Genomic DNA, 24,954 nt, shown 5'->3' on the forward strand with positions numbered 1-24,954 from the left:
TGGCTTAACGTATAACGGTAATTGTACCTTGTTTTAGCACTTCAGCTCCGTTCCTGATCTTGTAGAAGAACACCATGTTCTGCTTCGCAAAGGTGACCGAAGATGAAGGCCAGTTATTTTGATAATTAAATTCGTTCAGGACCTCAACGCCCTTTTCATTGTAAATGATCACATTTACATCTGTTTTATTAGAATAAGAGTTGGGAATGATCCACTGATCATTAACCCCGTCTCCATTGACCGTAATTACATTGGGCACCTTAAAGGTGTCCAGGTAAGTCACGTTTATATTTCTTATCACCTGGCAATTCCCGACAGCTGCAATAAGGACGAAATCTCCTTCTGTAGTAAAAGTCATGGAAGCACCGCTGCTCATTTCCACATTATTACTGTCTAACCAACGATAACTTGTTCCTCCCGTAGCAGTTACAGTTCTGGAACCGCCTTCTGGAAATACGATATCCGCTCCCGGATCAAGAACAATTAGGTCCTCGTCAAAAGGAGAAATAACAATCTCATTGGAAGGCAAAGGACATCCGTTACGCATTAATACCAATTGGTATGTGCCTGCTTCAATTACCGAAAGTTCAGGAGTAGATACTCCCATATCAGCGCCATCTTGATACCAGCTAAATGTCTCTCCACTTAAATCAGTGGTCGTACTCACTGTAATAGGTTCTGCAGGTCCACAGCTCACTGAGCCGGTACTGCTAATTGTTAGGGTTTCATTGACCAATAATTGCACACTTAATGAGTTAGAAGTGCTCGAATAAGTACTAATGTTTCCATCGACCTCATAGGCACCATTTTCAGAAGGGTCAGTTAGACTCAATGAACTGGCAGTTGCGCCGGATACATCTACTCCATCCTTTTTCCATTGATAAGAGAAGTCACCGATCACTGAACTGGTAACATCTGTTCTATTACCGCCCGAGTCTACCGCATTAATGGTAGATACTTCCAGGACAATACTTGTATTTTCACAGGCTACATATGAGGTAGCATAGTCAATAATGAGTTCAAAGGATGCGGGAGTCACTACTTCGGTTACTTCCGAATCTAAAGAAGTGGAGGAACAGGCACCACCACTGAGGGTGACCCTGGCAAAGTAACTTCCGGTTTCTGTATCGCTAACTACTAAACTTGAAGAGGTAGCTCCGGCTACAGGACTACCATCTCTGTACCATTGGTAGGTAGGTGAAGTGGCATCAGTACTGACACTTAAAGTAGTATTTTGGCCGGGAAGCAATACTACGTTTGCAGGATTGTCCCTTGTTACGGTGAAATCACCGGCATTGGTTATTGTCACCGCAGCAGAACGCTCAATACACGCTCCTGGCCCGAAGATCTCTACCTGATAGTCGCCTTCAAAACCGGGGCTTGAGGCGTCTACCGTATAAATATAATTGTCTGAAGATGGAATTACTGCACCATCTTTATACCAGGTATAAGTGAGACTCGGATTATTTATATTAGCCTCCAGTGGCTGGGTTTCACCGGAACAAAGATCAGTTTTAGCCGGAGGATTAATCGCAATACCCAGGCTTGTCCCTGTGGTTACGTCTATAATATTGGATAGGGTATTACCGGATCCCGAACAGGCTCCGTAATCAATTTCAACATTGTACATCCCGGAAGTTGATACTGTAATCGATTCTGATTTCTCAGAGAGCAGAGTACCTGATCGGTACCAATTGTAGGAGTAGGTTTCAGGATTAGCCAGATCGTATACTTCAAGGGTGATGGAATTTCCGTCACATACTTCCGCAGTTCCATCGCCGAAATCGGCCTGACCTTGAGGCCTGATGCTTAATCCTGAGTTTACGCTGATGTAATACATAGGATAAGGATCAGAAGCGGGGCCTGTAACTGCCGGACTCGTACTTCGCACTCTTAGACGATAAGCCTCGCCACGGGTATCTGTGGGCACGGCAAATTGCATATAGAAGTCAAAAACAAGATTTTTACTACCATCTCTTGCCAATTCAACCGGACTACTGAAATCGCCGGTGGCATCTGAAAGTTCCAGTACAAATTCATTATCTGTGTTCACCATAGGTGGATTCCAGGTGAACCTCACCCAATAATCGTTAAATGCAGAGGAGGCACATGCCTGGTTCCAGGGCGTAGAGCCTGGAGGAGGGGTCTGGTTTGGAGCTGCAACGGGAGCGTTGAGCACCTGGGCCTGCATATTGCTCAATACCAGCAGGAAGACCGGCAACAGCAAAACCCGAAAGTTGTTTAGTAATTTTGTTTTCATAAGTGGGTGTAGTTTTGGGGGACTACTCTGGTGTAATTTTCTTCGTTTCCACCAGTTTTTCTAAATCCCATAGTATTCATTAACAAATATGTCATATATATACCGCGGGGAGAATTTAATGTTGTGGGCCTGATTAAATATGTTGTGAAATGGCTCTATTTGTATGGATAGGCTTTTTTATGGGCCTTATAGCCCCATTTTTCTTAACTTTGCAGCTTCTAAACATGGGGTATGTCCGAAGAAAAAAAAGCACTGAATTTTATTGAACATATCGTGGAGGAAGACCTCGAGGCAGGCTTTCCAAAAAAGCATTTGAGATTTCGGTTTCCTCCGGAACCTAATGGCTATTTGCACGTTGGGCATGCAAGTTCCATTTGCCTGAATTTTGGGCTGGGATTGCGTTACTCAGCACCGGTCAATCTCAGATTTGACGATACCAATCCCGTAAAGGAAGAAAAGGAGTTTGTAGACGCCATTAAAAAAGATGTGAGCTGGCTGGGATTTGAATGGGAGAATGAATGCTATGCTTCAGACTATTTTCAACAGCTATATGACTGGGCAGTTCAACTGATCAAGGAAGGAAAAGCATATGTTGACAGTCAGACTTCAGAAGATATGGCATTGCAGAAGGGCACTCCCACAGAGCCGGGGACGAACAGTCCATATAGAAACAGGAATATTGAAGAAAATCTCGAGCTTTTTGCCGGGATGAAAGAGGGTAAATATCCGGAAGGAAGCCATGTTCTAAGGGCTAAAATTGACATGGCAGCTTCTAATATGCTTATGCGGGACCCAATCATGTATCGCATCTTACACAAAGCCCATCATCGCACAAATACCGATTGGTGTATTTATCCGATGTACGATTGGACACATGGGGAGAGCGATTATATTGAACAGGTATCTCATTCGCTTTGCACCCTGGAATTTGCTCCGCACAGAGAATTGTACGATTGGTTTTTAGACCAGGTAGTTGATAAGAATAAGATAAGGCCTAAACAAAGAGAATTCGCCAGGAGAAACTTAAGTCATACCGTTGTCAGCAAACGGAAATTGCTCCAATTGGTAGAACAAAATGTTGTGAAGGGCTGGGACGACCCCAGAATGCCTACTATATCAGGGATGAGAAGAAGGGGATATACTCCTGAGGCTATTCGCAATTTCGCAGACACCATTGGGATCGCCAAGAGAGAGAATCTCATAGACGTTTCTTTGCTGGAATTTCATGTGCGGGAAGACCTGAATAAAAAGGCACCTCGCGTAATGGCTGTTCTGAACCCCGTTAAAGTGGTAATCACCAATTACGACAAGGAAAATACCGAATGGTTGAAAACGGAGAATAACCCAGAAGACGAAAGTGCAGGTTTTCGCGAGATACCATTTACGAGGGAAATATATATTGAAAAGGAAGATTTCAGGGAGGAGGCCAACAGAAAGTTTTTCAGACTTAAATTAGGGGGAGAGGTTCGGTTAAAGAGCGGATATATAATTAAAGCTGAAACTTGTACTAAGGATGCGCAGGGTAACATTACAGAAATACAATGTACTTATGATCCTAAAAGTAAGAGTGGCAGCGGCACTGAGGAGAGCTTGCGAAAAGTAAAGGGAACCCTGCACTGGGTTTCTGTACCACATGCCGTAGCAGCTGAAGTGCGTGTGTACGACAGGTTATTCACAGACGAATCTCCGGATACGCATAAGGATAAGGAGTTTATGGATTTTGTAAACCCCGATTCTTTGAAAATTATAACCGCCCAGGTAGAACCCAGCCTATCTTCGGCCAAAGTGGAAGAACATTTTCAATTCCAGCGACTCGGATATTTTAATATTGATCCCGATTCAACTGCGGAGAAATTGGTTTTTAACCGGACAGTCCCTTTAAGGGATAGTTGGGCAAAAATTGCGAATAAAGGATAAATAGAAAAAAACTATCTAAATTAGTATACCAATAAGTTTATATAATAAATTTTGGACCCACAGGGGCCTTTTTGTGAAGATATTGGGATTGATGAAGAGTATTATATTAAGAAGAGGCTGAAAACGCCCTAAAAAGGCTTTAAAACGTTAATTCTTATTTATAAAGTTAATTAGCATAAAAAAGCCTGAAGATTTGAATCTTCAGGCTTTTTAAATTTATTTCTCCTCCTACTTCTTGGTATTGTCTTTTTTCATGGCCTCACCTATCATATTACTTGCGGTAAAAGAGGCGACCATATTGTTGAGCATATCACTTCCTGCCTGGGGAGAATTGGGAAGGAGGATAAGATTGGTGTTGGTTTCTTCCCCAATGGCCTGCAGTGTATCGTAGTGTTGTGTTACAACGATCAGGGCAGACGCTTCCTGAGAGTTTATACCAACCTTATTGAGAACTTCAACGGACTCTTCAAGGCCACGTGCAATTTCTCTTCGCTGATCGGCGATACCTTGTCCTTGTAGTCTTTTGCTTTCGGCTTCGGCCTTAGCTTTTTCAACAATAAGGATCCGCGCTGCGTCTCCTTCAAATTGAGCCGCGATCTTTTCCCTTTCGGAGGCATTGATCCGGTTCATCGCAGCTTTTACCTGAGAATCAGGATCAATATCTGTTACCAGGGTTTTGATGATGTCGTACCCATAGTCGAGCATGGCATCCTGTAATTCTGATTTTACCGCTATGGCGATGTCATCCTTCTTAACAAAAACGTCATCGAGTTTCATCTTAGGAACTTCGGCTCTAACCACGTCAAATACATATGAAGTAATCTGCTCGTGCGGATATTCCAATTTGTAAAAGGCTTCATATACCTTATCCCTGATCACCACGTATTGCACCGAAACTTTGAGTTTAACAAATACGTCGTCCAGGGTTTTGGTTTCCACGATTACATCTAATTGTGTGATTTTTAAACTAACTCGGCCCGCAATGCGATCCACCAGAGGGATCTTCATTTGTAAACCAGAATTTCGAACACTGTGGAACCTGCCAAAACGTTCAACAATTACAGCCGTTTGTTGTTTTACAACGAAAAACGACATCAGAAGAATAAAAAATCCGATAGTTAGAATCGGAATAAGAATAAAATTGCCCATAAAATTTATTGATTTAGAAAGTGTGTTGGAAATAGTGTAACTAATGTGTCGCTAAAAAAACGTAATTGTTACAATATACGCCTTATTTCAGATGTAATAAAAAGGGATTCAACCGTATTTTAAGACAATTGCCTTAAAGCTAAATCGATTCGCTTTGTACTTTCTTCTCGTCCTATCCTTGCGAGAATATCAAACAAATGAGGACCTTTAAGTCCGCCCACAATGACCAATCTCAAAGGGGCCATCACCATTCCAAATGACAAGCCTTGTTCTCCTATCCATTCCTTTACCGAATTCTCGATGGTTTCAGAATCAAAAACCTGGATATCATTCAATAACACGACCAGTTTACTAAGAATTTCGGGGGTTTGTTCTTTCCATTGTTTTTTGACTGCTTTTTCCTCGTAGATCTGAGGTCTGACAAAGAAGTAAGAACCCAGTTCCCAAAAGTCATTGACAAAATCAGCCCTCTCTTTTATAAGGGAGACAACTGAAGTAACATATTTTAAATCAAGGTGTTCTGGAAGCGACCCTAACTTCTCTTCTAGTATAGGCATAAAGGAAGTCGCCAGTTCCCCATCTGTTTTTTGTTGGAGATACTGATGATTGTACCATTTGGTCTTTTCAGGGTCGAAACGCGCCCCGGAGTTGTGAACACGATCAAGGCTAAATGCCGCGATCAATTCCGACAAGGAATAGATTTCTTTATCATCTCCGGAATTCCATCCGAGCATAGCGAGGAAATTTAGTACAGCTTCGGGAAAATAACCCGCCTCTCTGTACCCCATTGAGGAGTTCCACGAAAGGGGGAATACCGGAAACCCCATTTTTTCTCCATCCCTTTTACTTAACTTTCCTTTACCCGTGGGCTTCATGATAAGGGGAAGGTGGGCAAAGACCGGCGGGGTCCATTCAAAGGCTTCGTATAATTGATAATGCAAGGCCAGAGACGGAAGCCATTCCTCTCCCCTGATCACGTGGGTGATCTCCATAAGATGGTCGTCTACTACATTGGCCAGGTGGTAAGTGGGCATACCGTCGCCCTTGAATAAAACCTTGTCATCTAACAGAGAAGCATCAATACTGATATCACCGCGGATCTCGTCCTTTAATGCAATTGTTTCTTTATACGGGGTTTTAAAACGAATTACATGCTCCTCCCCTGCTTCAATTCTGGCTTTGGTTTCTTCCGGGCTCAGGGTTAATGAGTTGGAAAGCTTTTCGCGATTATGCCAGTTGTAAATAAAAGTTTTCCCTTTTTCTTCGTGGTCCTTTCTGTGGAAATCAAGAGTTTCTGCAGTATCGAATGCATAGTATGCCTTGCCGTTTTTAACGAGTTGTTCAGCGTACTTTTTGTAGAGGCCTTTCCGTTCGCTCTGTCTGTAAGGACCAAAATTGGCCTCCTTGCCAGGTCCTTCATCAAAGGGAATCCCGCACCAATTTAGGGCATCTATGATGTATTCTTCAGCTCCTTCTACGTATCTGTTCTGATCGGTATCCTCAATCCTGAGGATAAACGTCCCCTTATTCTTTTTTGCAAATAAATAATTGAACAGAGCCGTCCGTACCCCTCCGATATGAAGCGGGCCTGTTGGACTGGGAGCAAAGCGTACGCGGATATTTTTATTCATCGGACCTTAAATCAGGTGGCAAAGATAGGAGGAAGCATCCGAAAGCCAAAAATAAGATGCTTAGCGGGCCGACTTTGTAGACAGTTGATTTAAATCAGAAACAAAATTACTTTTCATGGGCCCGGGAATCCGCGGATTCATGATTGAAAACCAGAGGGGAGGAATCAGGGACAAGACCATTGAGGTTGGATAACCATAAGGCATTTGCGGAGAGTCCTCGTGGCAATCGAGAACCTGATACTTTTTAGAAGAAATATAGTGATGGTCACTGTGTCTGGTCAGTTCATATAGAATGATTCGTCCCATTACGTGATTGCTATTCCAGGAATGCACTTCTCTAACCCTTTCGTAGCGCCCAGAGGGCAGTTTTTTACGAAGCAGGCCGTAGTGTTCAATATAATTGACAGTTTCCAACAGCAAAAAGCCGACAACGGCAGCACCCAGGGCAAACCACAATCCGGTTATCCCAAACAGTGAATATACAGCCGACAAATACGCAAATTGAATCAAAAGGTACCAGAGCATGTCATTCTTTACTGAAAAGAAGGTAAGATTATTAGATTGAAGTAATCTGTGTTGGATTTTCCATGCTTTGATGTATTGCCTGCTTACAGAACTGAGCCAGAAAGAATATACAGTTTGATTGAATCTCGCAGTAGCCGGATCTTCCTTTGTGGCAGCGTGAACGTGATGCCCAAAATTATGTTCGATATAAAAATGCATGTACAGAGACGGAAGTAGAAGTAATTTGCCCAGATAGCGTTCAAATGATTCCTGTCTGTGCCCCAGTTCGTGGCCCACATTAATACCGTTGGTCCCCAGGACAATACCCAGGGATAACACAAGTCCGATTATCTCGTAGATCGAATAACCCCCTTGAGACACAGACCATAAAAAGTAAATCAGCAAACCAAAAACCACGGGGACATTAAGATAAAGCAACCAGTCAAAAAGCACATTTATATTTCGCTTATTGCGAGTTGCCTGATCGTAATTTCTTGTGTCCTGGGGCAGCAGAATCTCAAGAAATGGAATTAATCCGAAGGCGTATACCGGAGTGAAAAAGCTCCAAAGACCTCCCAGAGAAATACTAATCAGTGCCGAGAGAGGTATCGTAAGTGCCGCCAAGTATTTTAAATCGTTCACCTTTAGCTTTTTAACAAATTTTTACGCCTCTATAAGGGCATATCCGGTATCTTGGTATTAAATATAACGGAATTTGAAGAGTTACGATAACATACTGCAAAAACTAGCTGTCTTTGTCAGGAAGTACTATAAAACACAGATCCTAAAAGGAGGTTTCCTGTTTTTAGTGTTGGCCTTAATATTTTGGATGGTTTTACTCACTATAGAGTATTTCCTGTGGATGGGAAGTAGTTTAAGAACGGTAGTTTTTGTATTAGCAATAACAACCACCATTTTTTTGTTCGTGAAATACATCGGTAATCCACTCTTATCTCTTTTCAAATTACGCAGAGGGCTGGATCTTAGAAATGCAGCGGAAATCATCGGAAACCATTTTCCCCAGGTAGGAGACCGACTGCTGAACCTGCTGGAATTGGCAGAGGACAAACAACGGACTGAACTACTGCTAGCGAGTATCGAACAGCGTTCAGATGAATTATCTCCAATCCCATTCCAACAGGCCATTGATATCAAAAAAGGCCTGAAATATGCCAAATACCTTACTATTCCTGTTCTTTTGCTGGGAATTGTTTGGATTACAGGAAAAATGGAAGAGTTCCTGGATTCCTACAACCGTGTCGTAAATTATGATCTGGCCTATGAGAAACCAGCACCGTTTAAGTTTCTGGTGCTCAATAATCAGTTAAAGACCATCGAAAAACAAGATATTACAATTTTGGTAATGACAGAGGGAGAGGTTAAGCCGGAGTTGGCCTATATCGTGGTAGATGGCAAGAAGCGTTTAATGCAGGAATCTAATGGCCAATATAATTATACCTTTAATGCGCCTCAAGGTGCGCAAGAATTTTACTTTACGGCAAACGGGGTGCGCTCCAGGGCCTATACTTTAGAAACGATTGCTGCCCCCTCTATCCTTCAATTTTATAGTATTCTCGATTATCCAAAATACATCAATAGAACGAGTGACACCTTATTGGGTACCGGCAATGCAATAGTTCCTGAAGGCACCAATGTGAAATGGGTTATTAAAGGAGAGAATACGAATAACATCAAACTAGTCACTGCCGATACTTCTTATTCCTTTATAAAGAACCAGAACAATTTTCAATTTAATCGCAGCCTTAAAGCCGACCTCGATTACAGGGTTACCACTTCGAATGAAGAACTGAAAGACTACGAAAGCCTGAATTACAGTATCAGGGTGGTAAAGGACCAAGCCCCTACAATAAATGTACTTGAGATCAGAGACACCATTGATAATTCGGTGAGTTATCAGGGGATAGCTAATGACGATTACGAGCTTACAAAGCTTTATATTGTCTATTACAAGAAGGGTGAGGAAATGAATCCTAATCGATTGGAATTGGATCAAATCGAATCAAAAGATTATGAGTTTTATTATGATTTTCCAACCGGGCTTGATCTCGAGAAGGGGAGCACATACAATTATTACTTTAGGGTAATTGATAACGATGCATTGCGTTCAGGGAAAGCAGCTCAAAGTCGGGTTTTTTCAACAAGCATACTTAATGATGATCAGGAAATTAGAAGAAAACTGGGGGAACAAAAGGAAGTAATAGACAATTTAGACAAGGGCATTGAGGAAATGGATAAACAGGAAGAGATGCTCAAAGCTATCGAACAGAACCAAAGGGAGAAGAGCAACTTAAATTACAATGATAAAAAGGAGATAAAGGATTTTCTGCAGGCCCAGCAACAACAAGAGGCCCTTATGAAAAAGTTTAGCAGGCAGCTTCAGGAAACCATGGACAAAAATAAAGAAAGCAATGTGGTAGATGAGCTTTTAAAAGAAAGATTGGAAAGACAGGAATTGGAGGCTAAGAAGAATGAGAAATTGTTGAAAGAACTCAGTGAATTGGCTGAAAAGATAGACAAAGAGGAGTTGGCCAAAAAACTGGATGAGTTAGGTAAGCGCCAACAGAATAGTAAAAGAAACCTCAGTCAATTATTAGAATTAACCAAGAAATACTATGTAACGGAAAAGGCGAATCAGCTGGCAAAAGACCTAAAGGAATTATCCGAGAAACAAGAGCTGCTTCCCAGATTAAAACAGGAACAAGATTATAATACAGAAGAACAGAAAAAAATCAATGAAGATTTTGATGGCTTGGCGCAAGAATTGGAGGAATTGAGAAAAGCAAATTCAGATCTGCAAAAACCCTTGTCTATTGATACTTCCGAAGAAAAGGAGAAGGAGGTAAAGTCAGATTTACAGGAGGCCATAGAGGAATTGAAAAAGGAAAAGGGAGAAGAGGAAGCATCTGATGGATCTGAGATGGAACAAGCCGGAGACAAGGCTAAAAAGAAGCAAAGGTCGGCAGCGACAAAAATGAAGCAAATGTCTGACGCATTACAACAATCAGCAATGAGCGGGGGCGCATCAACTATGGCAGAAGATGCAGAAATGCTTAGACAAATACTGGATAATCTCGTTGTATTTTCATTCAAACAAGAGGGTTTGTTGGATCAGTTGAGCAGCAATGATCAGCAGAGGGGTTATTTTACCAATGTTGTAAAAGAAGAACAAGAGTTGAAAAAACTATTTGAACATGTAGATGATAGTTTGTTTACGTTGTCATTAAGGCAGGTGGAGATCGCAGAGTTTGTTAATGAGCAGATCACAGAAGTATATTATAATATTGATCAATCCCTGGAAAGTTTGTCAGAAGGGCAGAACTATCAGGGTGCATCTTATCAGCAATATGTTCTTACAGCGGCTAATAATTTAGCTGATTTTCTCGCTAATGTTCTGAACAACATGCAGCAATCATTAGGACAAGGGCAGGGGAAGGGAAATCCTCAGGACGGTTTTCAGTTACCTGATATTATAAAAGAACAACAGGGCATAAAAGATAGTATGAACGCTAAAAAGGAAGGAGAAGAGGGGAAAGAGGGCGAAAAAGGAAAGGATGGGAAAGAAGGAGAAGGGGAAAATGAATTAAAAGGGGAAGGTGAGGAGCTAGAAGGAAAAGCGGCCGAAGGAAATGGTTTTGGATATGACGATCAGGAGATGAAGGAAATATATGAGATCTATAAGCAACAGCAATTGATAAGACAAAAGTTAGAAGAGCAGTTAAAAACATTGATTGTAAATGAAGATCGCGAACTTGCTGCACGACTAGCTAAGCAAATGGAGGATTTTGAAAAGGATCTTATTGAGAATGGAATCACTGAAAGAACGATAGAGAAGGCTAATCGAATACAACAACAGCTGCTAAAGTTAGAGAATGCCGCTATGGAGCAGGGAGAGAAGGAAGAGCGGGAAAGTAAGGTTGGGAGTGAGGAGGCAGACAGACCACTTATCCTTAAAAGAGTTGATTTTATTGAGGAGGAAGGGATAGATGAATTATTAAGACGACAAGTATTACCTTTGCAGGAATTTTATAAAACCCGTGCGAAACAATATTTCAGAAAAGATGATTGAGTATGTGTATAAGACAAGGCACACACTAGAAAACGAATCAAAATATACCGAATGGTTTAAACGAGTACTAGCATCGGAGTCCAAGAATTTATCTGAACTGTGTTTTGTATTAACCAATGATGAAGAGTTATTAGAAATAAATCAGGAATATCTCGGGCATGATTATTATACAGATATCATTACATTTAATTATAACAACGGAAATGAGATTCAGGGGGATATATTTATATCTGTAGATCGTGTAAAAGAAAACGCGGTAGATTTCAATGTTGAGTTTGATAGGGAATTACAAAGAGTAATGGTACACGGTCTATTACATCTTCTCGGATATAATGATGAAACGGAATATGAGAAGAGTGAGATGCGGAAATTAGAGGAAAATAAGATGGAGATGTTCCACGTGGAACAATAAGAAAGCTATGTTTGAGAAGGAATATGATGTAATAGTAGTTGGAGGAGGCCATGCTGGTGCTGAGGCTGCAGCTTCAGCCGCTAATATGGGATCTAAAACGCTTTTGGTGACCATGAATCTGCAGACAATAGGTCAGATGTCATGTAATCCGGCAATGGGCGGAATAGCCAAAGGACAAATTGTTCGGGAAATTGATGCTCTGGGAGGTTATAGCGGAATAGTTTCTGATAAGTCGGCCATCCAGTATAAAATGCTCAATAAGAGCAAGGGTCCTGCTATGTGGAGTCCGCGGACCCAGAATGACAGAATGAGATTTGCCGAAGAATGGAGATTAATGTTGGAACGAACGCCTAATGTTGACTTCTATCAGGAGATGGTTAGTGGCTTGCTTATAGAAAAAGGGAGAATTGCAGGTGTAAGGACATCACTTGGTTTAGATATTAAGGCTAAATCAGTGGTCCTTACTAATGGTACTTTTTTAAATGGCTTAATACATATTGGGGATAAACAGTTTGGAGGAGGAAGGGCTGGTGAAAGAGCGGCTACCGGTATTACAGAACAATTAACGGATATCGGCTTCGAAAGCGGAAGAATGAAAACTGGAACACCACCCAGAGTGGATGGCAGATCCCTGGATTATACCAAAATGATTCCGCAGCCTGGAGATCCGCATCCCGAGAAATTTTCATATTTAGACACAATAGTCCTTAAAAGTCAGCGAGATTGTCACATGACCCATACTTCTAGGGAAGTGCACGATTTGCTAAAAGAAGGCTTTGATCGATCTCCCATGTTCAATGGAAGAATAAAGAGCATAGGTCCTCGCTATTGCCCTTCTATAGAAGATAAGATCCATAGGTTTGCTGATAAAGACAGTCATCAAATCTTTGTTGAGCCTGAAGGTTGGGATACCGTTGAAGTCTATGTCAATGGCTTCTCAACTTCGCTTCCTGAGGATGTTCAATTTAAAGCCCTTAGATCGGTAAAAGGATTTGAAAAAGTGAAGTTCTTTCGTCCCGGATATGCAATTGAGTATGATTATTTTCCTCCTACCCAGTTAAAGCACACTCTAGAGACCAAGATTATTGAGAATTTATATTTTGCCGGTCAGATAAATGGTACTACTGGTTATGAAGAAGCAGCTTCACAGGGATTAATGGCAGGTGTAAACGCGCATTTAAAGATAAATGATCTTCCTCCCTTTACTCTGCAAAGAGACGAGGCCTATATAGGGGTGTTGATAGATGATCTGATCACTAAAGGCACAGAAGAACCGTATAGGATGTTTACGTCCAGAGCTGAATACCGAACACTACTCAGACAAGACAATGCAGATCTGCGACTAACACCAAAGGGATATGCAATTGGACTTGCCTCCGAAGAACGGCTAAGGAAAATGATGGAGAAAGAGGAAAAATCAAAAGAATTTATAGATTTTTTCAGGTCAACAAGCTTTAATCCTGAAGACATGAATACTATCCTGGAGGATGTAGATTCTTCCCCGGTAAAACAGGCCGATAAGATGTATAAAGTATTTTCAAGGCCCAGAGTAAGTATGGACCATATGCTTAGATTAAAAGAAGTAGCGGACTATGTAAAACACAATGATCTGGATAAAGAAGTAATGGACCAGGCTGAAATCCAGGTGAAGTATTCAGGTTATATTGAAAAGGAAAAGAACAATGCCGATAAACTTCAGCGTTTGGAGAATATAAAGATTCCTGATCATTTCGATTATTCTAAATTAAAATCACTTTCATATGAGGCGCGAGAAAAGCTACAAGCCATTAGACCTGTGACTATCTCACAAGCATCGAGAATAAGCGGTGTATCGCCTAGTGATATAAGTGTTTTACTTGTTTTTCTTGGCCGTTAAATAAATTGTTCCACGTGGAACAATTTGAATTTATTAATATACCTTACTTCAGGCAAGAGCTTCCATGATTGAGTATTTAAATACGAGAGATTACAGCATTACCCAAGAAGAATTCGTCCTGATGTACGACGAACAAAGGGAACTACTGAAAACTGAGCCTCAGCCTGACAATTTAGATCCTTATTATCAGCATGAAGAATACATTTCACATACCGATAATAATAAAACATTTCTGGAGAAAATATACCAATTAGTAAAAACGATTGGTCTTTCAAGAAAAAGGAAATGGCTTCAGAAGTTTGTTCTTGAGAATAGTAAGGTGCTGGATGTTGGTGCAGGAACGGGATCTTTTGTTGCCTACTTAAGGGATAATGATTTTAATGCTGTAGGAGTAGAGCCTAGCGATAGAGCGAGGAAGTTAGCCTCAATCAAAGGGGTTTCTTTAAGCGAAAGCATTGATGAAATTGCAAAGCAGGAGTTTGATGCTATTACGCTCTGGCATGTATTGGAGCACTTCAAGGATCTGGACCGGGAAATTACTAAGCTCAAAGAGCGACTTAAAACAGGGGGTTGCCTTTTTATTGCTGTTCCCAACTTCCGTTCTTACGACGCTAAACACTACGGAGAATATTGGGCGGCTTATGACGTTCCTCGTCACCTCTGGCATTTTTCCAGGGCAGCAATTCAGAACATTTTTAATAAAAAGGGTTTTCAACTTATGGATACCAAACCTATGTTGTTCGACTCTTTTTATATCGCCTTGCTGTCTGAGCATTACAAACACGGAAGAAAGCGTTGGTTATCGGCAATCTGGCATGGATTGCGATCTAATCTGTACGGATTTCGCACAGGAGAATACTCTTCGCTAGTATATATTCTCAGGAAGCGCCCAGAATGATTTAGAGACGATCTGCACGGCGATTGATATCACCGCCTAAGAATGTACCGGAGCCCATAAGAAAGGCGCTAATACCACATTTTAGACCCATGCATTATATAGATATATTCAATACTATATAAATATATCATAATTTAAATCTATTATACCTAAATCAAAATATTAGCTCCATAATTTAGAATTATAGAATAATTCAATCTACTAAGCATTTGCTTTGTTATTTTTGTCGCACTAAAAATGAAATCATGAAAAGATTACTTCTCGCATTAGTTGTTATTTTGACCTGGTCATGCCAGCAAGATAAAATTGGATATGTTAACAATGTCCGATTGATGGATGGATATAAAGAAAAAGTTGCGGTAGAAGAGCGTTTTGCAGAAAGGAGAAAAGCTTTTGACATGAAAAGGGATAGTATCTCCAGACAATTTCAAATGGAAGCAGAGGCAATAGAAGCGCAGATTCAATCTATGAGTCAGACAAAAGCTCAGGAAACGTATGCAGCCCTACAGCAGAAAGGGCAGCAGATCGGGCAGCAACTTCAACAACAAGAACAGCAGTTACAATTGATGGGACAAGCCGATATGGATAGCGTAGTTGAAAAAGTAAAGCGCGAGATAACAGCATTCGGTAAAGCCAACGGCTACACCTATATTCTCGGCGGAGGAGAAGGTGGAAGCGTTTTATTTGGAGCAGAATCCAAGGATCTTACCGATGAAATTCTCAAAGTCCTTAATGAGGAAAAGCAACAATAAATCAGCTCAATTGCAGTAACACCACCAGGATTATCGCAGGAATAAAATAGATGACGATAGTTTTCGCCCCCTCGTAGTCCTTTGCTATACGTTGTCCGAACAAGAGCATCAGCAAGGTTAGACAGGCGATTACAGCTCCTGCTTCTGCATAGAAAAAACTCTCGGCGTTCAATATCTGAACAAAACCGATTAAACTCAATGCGCCCGCAATCAGTTCCATACAAGTGATCACGACAAGGAGAAGGGGCACTACATTGCGAAAGGGAGATTTTGAAAAATGCCCTTTCAGCCAAGCCAAATTCCCTTTCCAATCAACTACCTTATCCATACCACTTTGCAAGAATGTGATGATAATAAAAAGTAAAAGAAGCAGGACGGCTGCATTCTGAATTATGGTATCCATATATAAAAATTGTTTATTAGGTTATCCATTAGGCGGCTGATTTGTGTAATAATCGGGTCAGTTTTATGGAGAGGTCGGTAAGTATGATCTTGGAGTTACCATTGCGTTCCACATGGTAGATGGCCTCCTCGAGTTCCTCCATAATTTTAAGCACATTGTTTTCGTGTACAAAGCCGGCGAATTTATCAAACTGAAATCCGTCCACCCTGATCTTCATATAGGCAAGAGAATTTGCCTGGTAATTGACCAACATGGCTTGTCTGAATACAGCCATACAATACTTCAGGAAGTTTTTCTGGGTTTCGCGACCTGTTTTGGCCACTTCCTCGCTCCAAAGAATCAGCTCGTGAATCGCCCCTTTCTTTCCTTTGGCCTGGAAGGCACTTCGCACCCATTGTACAAACCACCTCTCAAAGATCAATTCCTCAGAATCCTTGTTCATGAGTTCCAGGGCCTTGTTAAAATTTCCATTCGATTCATGAGCCAAATGGCCGGCTTCTTCACGCGGCACTCCTCTTTCTACCAGGGCTTGTGCAATAGCTTGCTCGGGAAGAGGAGGAAAATGCAGCAATTGACAACGCGAACGAATGGTCTGCAGGATTTTCTCCTCATCCTCTGCTACCAATAAAAAAATAGTCTTATTTGGCGGCTCTTCAAGCAGTTTCAACAATTTATTTGCCGCCGAAGTATTCATCCGCTCAGCCATCCAGATGATCATTACTTTGTATCCTCCTTCGTACGACTTTAAGGAGAGCTTTTTAACAATTTCCACGGCTTCATCAACTCCGATCTGACCTTGTTTTTTCTCGATTCCAATATACCTGTACCAATCAAAAAGGCTCCCATAAGGATCCTCCTTCAGGAACCGCCTCCACTCCGGGAGGAAGTTGTCGCTTACGGCATGACTTTTAATACGGTCTGTGTTTGAAACCGGAAAAGTAAAATGGAGATCAGGATGAGAAAATGAATTGCATTTGATGTTGCAAGCCTCATTTCCATTGTTGTTTTCACTTGATGAGTTTCCACATAGAATATATTGAGCGTAAGCAAGAGCAACGGGAAGAGTGCCAGAACCCTCTGGTCCAACAAAGAGTTGTGCGTGGGGAATACGCCCCGAATCCGCACTGTGGGTGAGGTGATTCTTTATATGAGGGAGGCCTAAAATGTCCTTAAACATCATAAAGTCAAAGATACAGATTAATGCAATGATCTATTGCTTTAATAACTCCCGCATCTTTTGCTGAGTTCTTTTATTCTTTACATTTGTTCTTCTTTAAACACGCACTAAGATGAAAACGATTGACGATATTGATTTTTCTAATAAAAAGGCGCTAATCCGTGTCGATTTTAATGTTCCTCTAAACAGTGAATTCGAGGTAACAGATACCAACAGGATTGAAGCCGCGAAACCCAGCATCCTTAAAGTTTTAGAAGATGGGGGTAGTGCAATTTTAATGAGCCATTTGGGAAGACCCAAAGGGAAGGTCAGTCAGGATTTGTCTTTAAAACACATTTGCGAAACGGTAAGTGAGATCATTGGCGTGGAAGTGAAATTTGTAGATGATTGTGTTGGTGAGAGAGCAGAAGAGGCTGTAAAGGAACTTGAAAACGGAGAAGTCCTCCTGCTTGAGAATCTCCGGTTCCACGCAGAGGAAGAACAGGGAGATGAAAATTTCGCCAAAGCTCTATCCAGGCTTGGTGATATCTATGTAAATGATGCTTTTGGTACTGCGCACCGGGCACATGCTTCAACTACCATCGTCGCTAAATATTTTCCTGAAAACAAGTGTTTTGGATACCTGTTAGCTAAGGAAATAGAAGCGATAGAAAAGGTAATGCGCACCGGAGAGAAGCCTATAACAGCTATCCTTGGAGGAGCAAAAGTTTCATCCAAGATCACCATAATTGAAAATATCCTAAGCAAGGTAGACCACCTCATCATAGGCGGGGGAATGACTTACACCTTTGTTAAGGCAATGGGTGGAAAAGTTGGAGCTTCCATTTGCGAGGATGACAAGATGCAGCTGGCCCTTGAGATACTGGAGAAGGCCAAGAAAGAAGGTGTTGAGGTTCATCTTCCGGTTGATGTCTTGGCCGCAGACAGCTTTAGTAATGACGCACAGACGCAAACGGTTTCAGTAAGCAGTATTCCAGATAACTGGCAGGGACTAGATGCAGGACCGGAAACCCTCAAGATTTTTAAGGAGGTGATTTTAGCCTCAAAAACGATTCTCTGGAATGGGCCGGTCGGTGTTTTTGAGATGGAGAATTTTGCCAAAGGCACTATTGCAGTGGGAAATTTTATCGAAGAAGCAACCAAAAACGGTGCATTTTCCCTCGTAGGTGGGGGCGATTCCGTCGCTGCAGTAAAACAATTCGGTTTTGAGGACAAAGTGAGCTATGTTTCCACGGGCGGCGGCGCCATGCTCGAGAGTTTAGAGGGTAAGACCTTACCCGGGATAGCCGCAATATCAGAAGCCTAAGTCCGTTAATTTATAAAGCCCCTATTGCCGGTTAGGAAGAAGAGATTATTATTTTATTCTTTCGGAAAAAAATTGCATTTTAGTAGATCCCCACAGCCAAAAGCAGATTTATGATTGTGAAAAGTAAACGGTTGTTTGCCTGCGCCCTTCTGGGGGAGCAATCCTGGTCAATGCTCAGAATTCAGATACGTTGATCCTGAGGAACGATGTAGTTGAACTTTCAAGGATAGATTCTTTACCATCTCAAGAGAATGCGGCACCTACCTTTATAGTAAAGCCGGATAATACCATTGAATTAAAAGACCTTGCAGAGGCTTCAAATTACGACAGTTTATGGATGAAGGAACTGTATCAAAGTGCACAACTCTCAGGACAAATGTACAATCTGGTGGGAAGTATGGGGGAGGTTATTTCCGACACAATAGCGCATCAAAGCGTTGAACTTGACACGGAGTTGTTAAAAGCGCGACTTAAGGCATTAGATGAAAAAACACCATTCAACATTGCATACAACCCCTCTTTAGAATCTGTAATCAAATCCTTTCTGATTCGTAAAAAAGACCTGATGGAACGTATGCTAACGGCCAGTCAGTTTTACTTTCCACTATTTGAACAGGAACTGGACAACCACAACATACCCCTTGAGATAAAATATCTCGCTATTGTGGAATCTGCCCTCAATCCAAGGGCAAAGTCGCGTGTTGGTGCCACAGGTCTATGGCAGTTTATGTATAGTACAGGAAAGATGTACGACCTGGATGTGAGCAGTTATGTCGATGAGCGCAGCGATCCCGTAAAGTCTACCAAAGCTGCCTGTCAATACCTATCCAAGTTGTACGATATCTTCGGGGATTGGGATCTGGCCCTGGCCGCGTATAATTCCGGTCCCGGAAATGTGAACAAGGCGATAAGAAGATCAGGAGGCTACACCAATTACTGGAATATAAGAAGGAACCTGCCCCGTGAAACTGCAGGATATCTGCCCGCCTTTCTCGCCACGATGTACCTGTTTGAATACGCCGAGGAACACGGACTAAAACCCGTAGAGGCAGCACGCCCGTATTTTGAAACAGATACGGTTCGGGTAAAGCGACTGATAACATTTGATCAGATCAGCAGAATGGTCGAAGTAAGCAAAGAAGAACTCACAGTACTGAACCCCTCCTATAAACTAAACATCATTCCTTATTTATCAGATAAAAAATACACCTTGCGTTTGCCTAGAAGGGAAATCGGCAAATTTGTTACCAATGAAGATTCTATCTATGCTTTTGTAGAAGAAGAATTAAAGTCTAAAGAATCGCCTCTCCCTCAATTGGTCAAAGCTGATTCACGTATTAGGTACAGGGTAAAAAGCGGAGATTACCTCGGTAAAATTGCAGAACGTTACGGAGTGGGTGTTAGTCAGATTAAGAATTGGAATGGTTTGAGAAGTAATAACCTGAGGATTGGCCAACGCCTGACCATATATCCTAGGAAACCATTTGTGGCCGCCACTTCACCAAAAAGCGCCGTTAAAACGGTTAACAACAGCGAACTAAAGTTCCATACGGTTAAGGAAGGAGACTCTTTGTGGACCATTTCCCAAAAATATCCAGGAATTTCCATAGAAAATTTACGAGAATGGAACGGTATTCGCGGTAATAAGTTATTGCCGGGCACTAGGCTCAAACTTTGCGAGTGCCCATCTTAGGTTTAACTTATAAAGCGAATTAACACTATACTAAAATTCAATGAAAAATTTCTCTCTGCTACTGATTGCTCTTCTTCTTTTTTCTTGTAACGATGGGCCAAAAAAGAAGTATCTGCCCGAGTCGATTGGGGCTATTAATAGCCTGGGCGTTGTGATCAGCAATGATCTTTGGGAAGGTGCGGTTGGAGATAAGCTCAGAGAGCATTTTGCTGCTCCCGTAGTTGGACTCACCTGGGAAGAACCTCTATTTAGCCTGGAGCAAATGCCACAAAAAGTGTTTACCGGAACTACCAGATACAGAAGGGCCGTATTATTTGTGGACCTGGATACGGTTAATGTGGCACATCTGAAAACTGATCTCTACGCTGCCCCTCAGGAAATAGGAGTGATCAAGGGCCGTACACAAGAGGAACTTATCACCAATATTGAAACCTATGCCGATGAGTTTATTGCAGCTATTAAAGGAATGGAGTTAGAGGAGACCCAGAAGCGTTTTCTTCGCTCACTGAGTAAGGATAAAATCTTAGAAGAAAAATTCGGGGTCACATTCAGGCTGCCATCCATCTATAAGTTGGGGAAACAGGAAGATAATTTCGTTTGGATAGACAGAGAAATTCAAAAAGGGAGTATGAATATCATTGCCTATGAAATCCCCTGGGAAAGTCTTGATAATGATTCTACTTTGGTAACTGATTTTATTAGAATGCGGGATTCAATAGGTGAAAAGTACATTCCCGGACCGGACATAAGGAATAAAAAGACCTACATGACCACTGAAGATGCCTTCGCTCCGCATTTCTTTGAAACGGAAATAGACGGGCATAAAGCCTTGGAAGCACGAAGTATTTGGGATATTGAGAACTACCCTATGGCAGGGCCTTTTTTAACCTTTGTCATCGATGACGAAGCTAATAATCGCAAACTGGTTGTAGAGGGCTTTACATTCGCTCCAGCCACCAATAAAAGGGATTATATGTTTGAATTGGAGGCGATCCTGAGATCTGTGAAGTTTAAATAAAATCTCTGTGCTATAAAAAAGCGCTCTCATTTAATGAAAGCGCTTTTTTTATCTCTTTTAGTCAAAGGCAAAGCCCGTTGACAGCCTGAAAATAAAGGCGTACATAGTTATTAGCCACAAAGCGAAACAGAACCAGGAAAACGCCTTAAAATATTTCTTAAGGAACATATTTCTCCAATTCCTGAATGCTTCTACATAAATTTCTTTTACGAGTATAATTTTCTGCATATCCTGCCTTTTAATGTTTATCCTAAGGCAAAGATCATGCTATGAGGTGGTTAAGAAGCAATAAATAGACCAAGAACGAATAAATCGGATTACTTAAAACGAGAGTTGAAACATCCTCTTTTAACAGTATTCTTTATCCGATATACGGCATGCAATAAAAAAACACGATCGTCGGATCGTGTTTTTTACAAAAGAAATGGGTTGGTTAATCGAATGCGAAACCTGTAGCTACTCTGAAAATGAAAGCGTAGAGTACAATCACTAAACATGCGAGGCAAAACCAGGTAAAAATCTTAAAGAGGTTTCTGATAAAAAATGACCCCAGATTTTTAAAGGCCTCCAGGTAAATTTCCTTTATGAGTAAAATGTGTTTCATATGGTGAGATTTAGGTTAACTATTTTATGGATATAACTGTGATTATTGACCTTACGTATTTTGACCCTTCAAATTTGTTGTATAGTTGCCGAAAGATGTTGAGAACAGCTTAAATAGGGTATTTAGTCCATGACATCTTTAAGGTTAATAAGGTTTTCAAAAAAAACCACTTGCAATTTGCAAGTGGTGAGTTGGGTAGGTTAGTTCACAAGCTACTTACATTTTTACTATGATAAATTCCGAGCGCCTGTTGAGCTGGTGTTGTTCACTACTGCATCGAATACTGCCGTCACAACCGTTCAGCAACCTTTCTTCTCCATATCCAACAGCGCTTTCTATACGTTTTGGATCAATTCCTTTTGAAATGATATAATCCCTGGTTGATTTCGCCCTTCTGTCTGAAAGGTATTTGTTGTAGACAGCTTTACCCCTGCTGTCTGTATGCGATTCAATTTTGATCACCATGGTGGGGTTATCCCTCATTACTCCTACGAGCTTATCTAGTTCTTCTGCCGCATCTCTTCGAATATTAAACTTGTCAAAATCGAAATAGATCATATCCAGTTTGATCTTCTTGATCCCTTCTTCCATCACTACAAGCTCTTTTAATTTATTCAGAGAAACATCCACATTAATGACCTCATTCTCTTTGGTGGAAACGTCCGTAACCACTTCAGAATAACCTTCTTTGTTGGTTTGAACCTTGTATTTTGTGTTGCTGTCGAGATCTTCAAAAACAAAGCTACCGTCCTCATCAGATATAACTTCCTTCAGCTTTATATTGTTCTCATCCAGCAAGGTTACCAGTGCTTCTGGCATAACTTCTCCGGTAACCAGATCTGTAATCACTCCTTCTATAGCATTGAGATTGAGTTCTTCCGGCATTAGCTTTGAAAATGAATAAATATCATCATCACCTTTTCCCCCTCGCCTGTTTGAGGCAAAGAATCCTTTCTGTGTGGCCTCATCAACGATATAGGAAAAATCATCCTTCTTACTATTGATGGGTTTCCCCATATTTTTAACTTGTCCGAAGCCATCCTCCTCACTGTAAGCCACCTCGTATACGTCTAGACCACCCAGGCTTATATGACCGTTTGAAGAAAAGTATAATTTTTTATCGGTGATAAAAGGGAACATTTCCTTGCGCTCCGTATTGATCTCAGGCCCGAGATTACGGGGATCTGAGAAGCTTCCGTTATCATTAACATCAACGACAAAAAGATCGGTTTCACCAAGACTTCCGGGTCGGTCGGAAACGAAGTACAATTGTTTTCCATCCGGACTTAAAGCAGGATGGCCTGTAGAAAATTCGTCACTGTTAAAAGGGAGTTCGGTGGCCTCTGTCCAGTTACCATCTACCTTTTTAGACCGGTATATTTTTAAATTATTTACCCCGTTTTTATCTCGTTTTAACTTCTTCCCGTAATTATTTCGGGTAAAATACATGGTAGTATTGTCTGGCGAGAAGGCAACCGAAGCCTCATGGTATTTTGTATTGATCTTTTTTGAAAACTTAATGGCGTCTTTAACCTCTTGTGATTCCTGATTTACCTTGGCTACATAGAGGTCTAGATAAGGCTGATTATTCCATTTATACCGTCTGGTACTAAAAAATGAAGAGTCCATTGCAGAAGCAAAAACCAGTTCATCGTCATTGTAGAACATTGGAGAAAAGTCGGAATACTCAGAATTGGTTGCCACATTTCGCAAAGTGTATTCTAATTCGGTGTCCAGGATGTTATCCAGCACTTTTTCTTTTGGGGTGGTACGCGGATCGTTTACCGTATACCTCATCCCTTCTTTTCGTACCCGTCTGTCGTAAATACGCATCAGGCGTTTCGCCCTTGAGTATTTGCCTGTTCCTTTGAGGCTATGAGCGTACTTAAAGATGTTTTCACTGCTAATCTCGTTCTCGTATCTGTTGTATAGAATGTCGTACCAGTAGTAGGCGCGTTCCATATTGGAGTTAAAATAATGAGAGTCACCAGCTTTTTGAATGACCTCGTATGTATAGTTATCATCATTATTTGCGAGGAATTGCTCGTAAAGTTCAGCGGCTTCAGCATACCACATCTTCTCAAAATACAAATCTGCTTTCTGCAATAATTTCGTTGGGGGATCCTTTGTAAATGATGAGGCTTTTGATTTTGAATTTTGTGATGCGGTTTGGCTGTTAGCCGGTTTATTTCTACTAACAACGCCTTTCATAGTCTCTGTGATGACTGCAGAAGAGGTCGCGGGAACGTGCATGATCCATATCTTTCCCTGATATTTTCCATTCAGTTTAGATTTGGTGTCCGCTACGACAGATTCCCAGTTTGAATTGCTTGTCAGGTAAACGTAGGATAATTTGGTTTTCGGATGCAGTACCGATTGGGCGTCAATTCCCCTGGCCCGCATCTTGTCAAGAAATTTTGAGACGTTGTTCTGGTCTCCGAAAACTCCGGCGACAGCGAAATAACCGCCTTCTGGAATATTGCTGTTTTCAATTGTTCTGGAGGCGATGGATAGGCCTTTTGCGGCCTGGAGAAACTCGCTATGTGCTCTTTTCTTCAAAGCTTTGTCAACATCAGCTCCCGGTTGTAAAGAAACCCGCGAACTTCTGTCTTTTTCCACATGTAGGATCCACATTTTCTTCTTATATGAATCACTTAGGTAAAATGAAATGGCTTGATCTCCTGAATTGTATCGATTGATATAAACGTAATGCATCCCATTTTGGACGTCTTTATAGATGCCAGCTGCAAAATCCTTTTGTTTTAACTGGGATACAAATGAGCGGGCATTTCCATCAACGCCGAAAACACCGGCTACCATGTAGTATCCGGAAGATATACTGGTATTGGCCTTAATGGTTTTGGTGGCAATGTTATATTGCTTTGCTTTACTTTTGAAAACCTCAAATGCTGTAACAGGCTCATTACTGCCTTCCAAGCTTGGGGTAAAGCCATAGGTGCAGACAAGGCCAGCGAGCAGCAATAGGATTAATAAGCAATAGGATTTGAATCGCATGTGTGTGTTATCCCCTTAATTGTGTCCTGAATCAGGACAACTCATTTTTGGTTTTCTTTGACTTTCTGGGCGGAAATCAGTTGATTCCCATTCCATAACGCCGAATTTAGAGGTTCTTATGCTAAGGGATTACTTTTTGTTGTGAAACGGATGTTTTCTGTCGTGAATCTCCATTATATGTGGCTTTGCGCGAAGTCTGGAGGGCTTATGAAGTGCGATTTTGAATTAGCGAACCAAAGAATGTAACAGAAA

The 24,954-nt window shown here is 41.3% G+C and carries 18 protein-coding genes; 9 read left to right on the top strand and 9 right to left on the bottom strand.

The genetic code is table 11. The features are described from left to right. Positions 1–4: 4 nt before the first annotated feature. On the bottom strand, positions 5–2,260 hold the full coding sequence (locus EQY75_RS13030) for a T9SS type B sorting domain-containing protein (RefSeq protein ID WP_129606541.1): 2,256 nt from the start codon (positions 2,258–2,260) through the stop codon (positions 5–7). A gap of 231 nt (positions 2,261–2,491) precedes the next feature. Between EQY75_RS13030 and EQY75_RS13035 the strand changes: the two genes are divergently transcribed. Continuing rightward, entirely contained in the window at positions 2,492–4,177 is a 1,686-nt protein-coding gene (locus tag EQY75_RS13035; protein ID WP_129606543.1) for a glutamine--tRNA ligase/YqeY domain fusion protein, read from the top strand. Positions 4,178–4,405: 228 nt separating this feature from the next. Here the strand turns inward: EQY75_RS13035 and EQY75_RS13040 are convergent, their stop codons facing one another. The 3 genes from EQY75_RS13040 to EQY75_RS13050 all read right to left on the bottom strand — a co-directional run bounded on the left by EQY75_RS13040 (position 4,406) and on the right by EQY75_RS13050 (position 8,103). Further along, the gene (locus EQY75_RS13040) at positions 4,406–5,326 is read right to left on the bottom strand and encodes an SPFH domain-containing protein (protein ID WP_129606545.1); all 921 of its coding nucleotides are present in this window, start codon (positions 5,324–5,326) and stop codon (positions 4,406–4,408) included. 119 nt (positions 5,327–5,445) lie between these two features. Further along, positions 5,446–6,957: a glutamate--tRNA ligase gene (gene gltX / locus EQY75_RS13045; RefSeq protein WP_129606547.1), complete on the bottom strand. Its 1,512-nt coding sequence runs from the start codon at positions 6,955–6,957 to the stop codon at positions 5,446–5,448. A gap of 60 nt (positions 6,958–7,017) precedes the next feature. Next, the gene (locus EQY75_RS13050; RefSeq protein ID WP_129606550.1) at positions 7,018–8,103 is read right to left on the bottom strand and encodes an alkane 1-monooxygenase; all 1,086 of its coding nucleotides are present in this window, start codon (positions 8,101–8,103) and stop codon (positions 7,018–7,020) included. A gap of 73 nt (positions 8,104–8,176) precedes the next feature. Between EQY75_RS13050 and EQY75_RS13055 the strand changes: the two genes are divergently transcribed. The 5 genes from EQY75_RS13055 (at position 8,177) to EQY75_RS13075 (ending at position 15,486) form a co-directional block, all read left to right on the top strand. Further along, positions 8,177–11,548, top strand: a complete 3,372-nt coding sequence (locus EQY75_RS13055) for a coiled-coil domain-containing protein (RefSeq protein ID WP_129606552.1) — start codon at positions 8,177–8,179, stop codon at positions 11,546–11,548. Next, the gene (gene ybeY / locus EQY75_RS13060; RefSeq protein WP_129606554.1) at positions 11,541–11,960 is read left to right on the top strand and encodes an rRNA maturation RNase YbeY; all 420 of its coding nucleotides are present in this window, start codon (positions 11,541–11,543) and stop codon (positions 11,958–11,960) included. The genes EQY75_RS13055 and ybeY overlap by 8 nt, the downstream gene beginning before the upstream one ends. Before the next feature lie 7 nt (positions 11,961–11,967). Continuing rightward, positions 11,968–13,836 (top strand): tRNA uridine-5-carboxymethylaminomethyl(34) synthesis enzyme MnmG, encoded by a 1,869-nt coding sequence (gene mnmG, locus EQY75_RS13065; protein WP_129606556.1) that lies wholly within the window; start codon positions 11,968–11,970, stop codon positions 13,834–13,836. A 64-nt stretch (positions 13,837–13,900) separates the two neighbouring features. Continuing rightward, positions 13,901–14,734 carry a class I SAM-dependent methyltransferase gene (locus tag EQY75_RS13070; RefSeq protein ID WP_129606559.1) on the top strand — a complete coding sequence of 278 codons (834 nt, stop codon included), beginning with the start codon at positions 13,901–13,903 and terminating at the stop codon, positions 14,732–14,734. A 245-nt stretch (positions 14,735–14,979) separates the two neighbouring features. Continuing rightward, entirely contained in the window at positions 14,980–15,486 is a 507-nt protein-coding gene (locus EQY75_RS13075; RefSeq protein WP_129606561.1) for an OmpH/Skp family outer membrane protein, read from the top strand. 1 nt (position 15,487) lies between these two features. Here the strand turns inward: EQY75_RS13075 and EQY75_RS13080 are convergent, their stop codons facing one another. Next, positions 15,488–15,889, bottom strand: coding sequence for a DoxX family protein (locus EQY75_RS13080; protein ID WP_129606563.1), 402 nt, complete (start codon positions 15,887–15,889; stop codon positions 15,488–15,490). Between the two features lie 28 nt (positions 15,890–15,917). Then, positions 15,918–17,069 carry a DNA polymerase III subunit gene (locus tag EQY75_RS13085; RefSeq protein WP_129606565.1) on the bottom strand — a complete coding sequence of 384 codons (1,152 nt, stop codon included), beginning with the start codon at positions 17,067–17,069 and terminating at the stop codon, positions 15,918–15,920. A 109-nt stretch (positions 17,070–17,178) separates the two neighbouring features. Here EQY75_RS13085 and EQY75_RS13090 point away from each other — a divergent pair, with 109 nt between their 5' ends. The 3 genes from EQY75_RS13090 (at position 17,179) to EQY75_RS13100 (ending at position 21,083) form a co-directional block, all read left to right on the top strand. Next, on the top strand, positions 17,179–18,372 hold the full coding sequence (locus tag EQY75_RS13090) for a phosphoglycerate kinase (protein WP_129606567.1): 1,194 nt from the start codon (positions 17,179–17,181) through the stop codon (positions 18,370–18,372). Between the two features lie 190 nt (positions 18,373–18,562). Then, on the top strand, positions 18,563–20,065 hold the full coding sequence (locus EQY75_RS13095) for a lytic transglycosylase domain-containing protein (protein WP_246019891.1): 1,503 nt from the start codon (positions 18,563–18,565) through the stop codon (positions 20,063–20,065). 40 nt (positions 20,066–20,105) lie between these two features. Next, complete coding sequence (locus EQY75_RS13100; protein WP_129606569.1) at positions 20,106–21,083, top strand: DUF4837 family protein; 978 nt, start codon at positions 20,106–20,108, stop codon at positions 21,081–21,083. 57 nt (positions 21,084–21,140) lie between these two features. Here EQY75_RS13100 and EQY75_RS14040 read toward each other — a convergent pair whose 3' ends face one another. The 3 genes from EQY75_RS14040 to EQY75_RS13105 form a co-directional block, all read right to left on the bottom strand. Further along, positions 21,141–21,311, bottom strand: coding sequence for a DUF6747 family protein (locus tag EQY75_RS14040; protein ID WP_165200662.1), 171 nt, complete (start codon positions 21,309–21,311; stop codon positions 21,141–21,143). Positions 21,312–21,516: 205 nt separating this feature from the next. Continuing rightward, positions 21,517–21,687, bottom strand: coding sequence for a DUF6747 family protein (locus tag EQY75_RS14045; protein ID WP_165200665.1), 171 nt, complete (start codon positions 21,685–21,687; stop codon positions 21,517–21,519). A gap of 216 nt (positions 21,688–21,903) precedes the next feature. After that, on the bottom strand, positions 21,904–24,702 hold the full coding sequence (locus EQY75_RS13105; protein ID WP_246019893.1) for an OmpA family protein: 2,799 nt from the start codon (positions 24,700–24,702) through the stop codon (positions 21,904–21,906). Between the last annotated feature and the right edge of the window lie 252 nt (positions 24,703–24,954).

Origin of the sequence: Muriicola soli (assembly GCF_004139715.1) — a bacterium.
GTDB classification, from domain to species: Bacteria; Bacteroidota; Bacteroidia; order Flavobacteriales; family Flavobacteriaceae; genus Muriicola; species Muriicola soli.

Excerpts from the sequence above, each read along its gene's own strand:
- EQY75_RS13090 (WP_129606567.1), top strand. The coding sequence starts at position 17,179 with ATGAAAACGATTGACGATATTGATTTTTCTAATAAAAAGGCGCTAATC.
- mnmG (WP_129606556.1), top strand. The coding sequence starts at position 11,968 with ATGTTTGAGAAGGAATATGATGTAATAGTAGTTGGAGGAGGCCATGCT.
- EQY75_RS13105 (WP_246019893.1), bottom strand. The coding sequence starts at position 24,702 with ATGCGATTCAAATCCTATTGCTTATTAATCCTATTGCTGCTCGCTGGC.
- ybeY (WP_129606554.1), top strand. The coding sequence starts at position 11,541 with ATGATTGAGTATGTGTATAAGACAAGGCACACACTAGAAAACGAATCA.
- EQY75_RS14040 (WP_165200662.1), bottom strand. The coding sequence starts at position 21,311 with ATGCAGAAAATTATACTCGTAAAAGAAATTTATGTAGAAGCATTCAGG.
- gltX (WP_129606547.1), bottom strand. The coding sequence starts at position 6,957 with ATGAATAAAAATATCCGCGTACGCTTTGCTCCCAGTCCAACAGGCCCG.
- EQY75_RS13075 (WP_129606561.1), top strand. The coding sequence starts at position 14,980 with ATGAAAAGATTACTTCTCGCATTAGTTGTTATTTTGACCTGGTCATGC.
- EQY75_RS14045 (WP_165200665.1), bottom strand. The coding sequence starts at position 21,687 with ATGAAACACATTTTACTCATAAAGGAAATTTACCTGGAGGCCTTTAAA.
- EQY75_RS13035 (WP_129606543.1), top strand. The coding sequence starts at position 2,492 with ATGTCCGAAGAAAAAAAAGCACTGAATTTTATTGAACATATCGTGGAG.
- EQY75_RS13040 (WP_129606545.1), bottom strand. The coding sequence starts at position 5,326 with ATGGGCAATTTTATTCTTATTCCGATTCTAACTATCGGATTTTTTATT.
- EQY75_RS13085 (WP_129606565.1), bottom strand. The coding sequence starts at position 17,069 with ATGATGTTTAAGGACATTTTAGGCCTCCCTCATATAAAGAATCACCTC.
- EQY75_RS13030 (WP_129606541.1), bottom strand. The coding sequence starts at position 2,260 with ATGAAAACAAAATTACTAAACAACTTTCGGGTTTTGCTGTTGCCGGTC.
- EQY75_RS13080 (WP_129606563.1), bottom strand. The coding sequence starts at position 15,889 with ATGGATACCATAATTCAGAATGCAGCCGTCCTGCTTCTTTTACTTTTT.
- EQY75_RS13070 (WP_129606559.1), top strand. The coding sequence starts at position 13,901 with ATGATTGAGTATTTAAATACGAGAGATTACAGCATTACCCAAGAAGAA.
- EQY75_RS13100 (WP_129606569.1), top strand. The coding sequence starts at position 20,106 with ATGAAAAATTTCTCTCTGCTACTGATTGCTCTTCTTCTTTTTTCTTGT.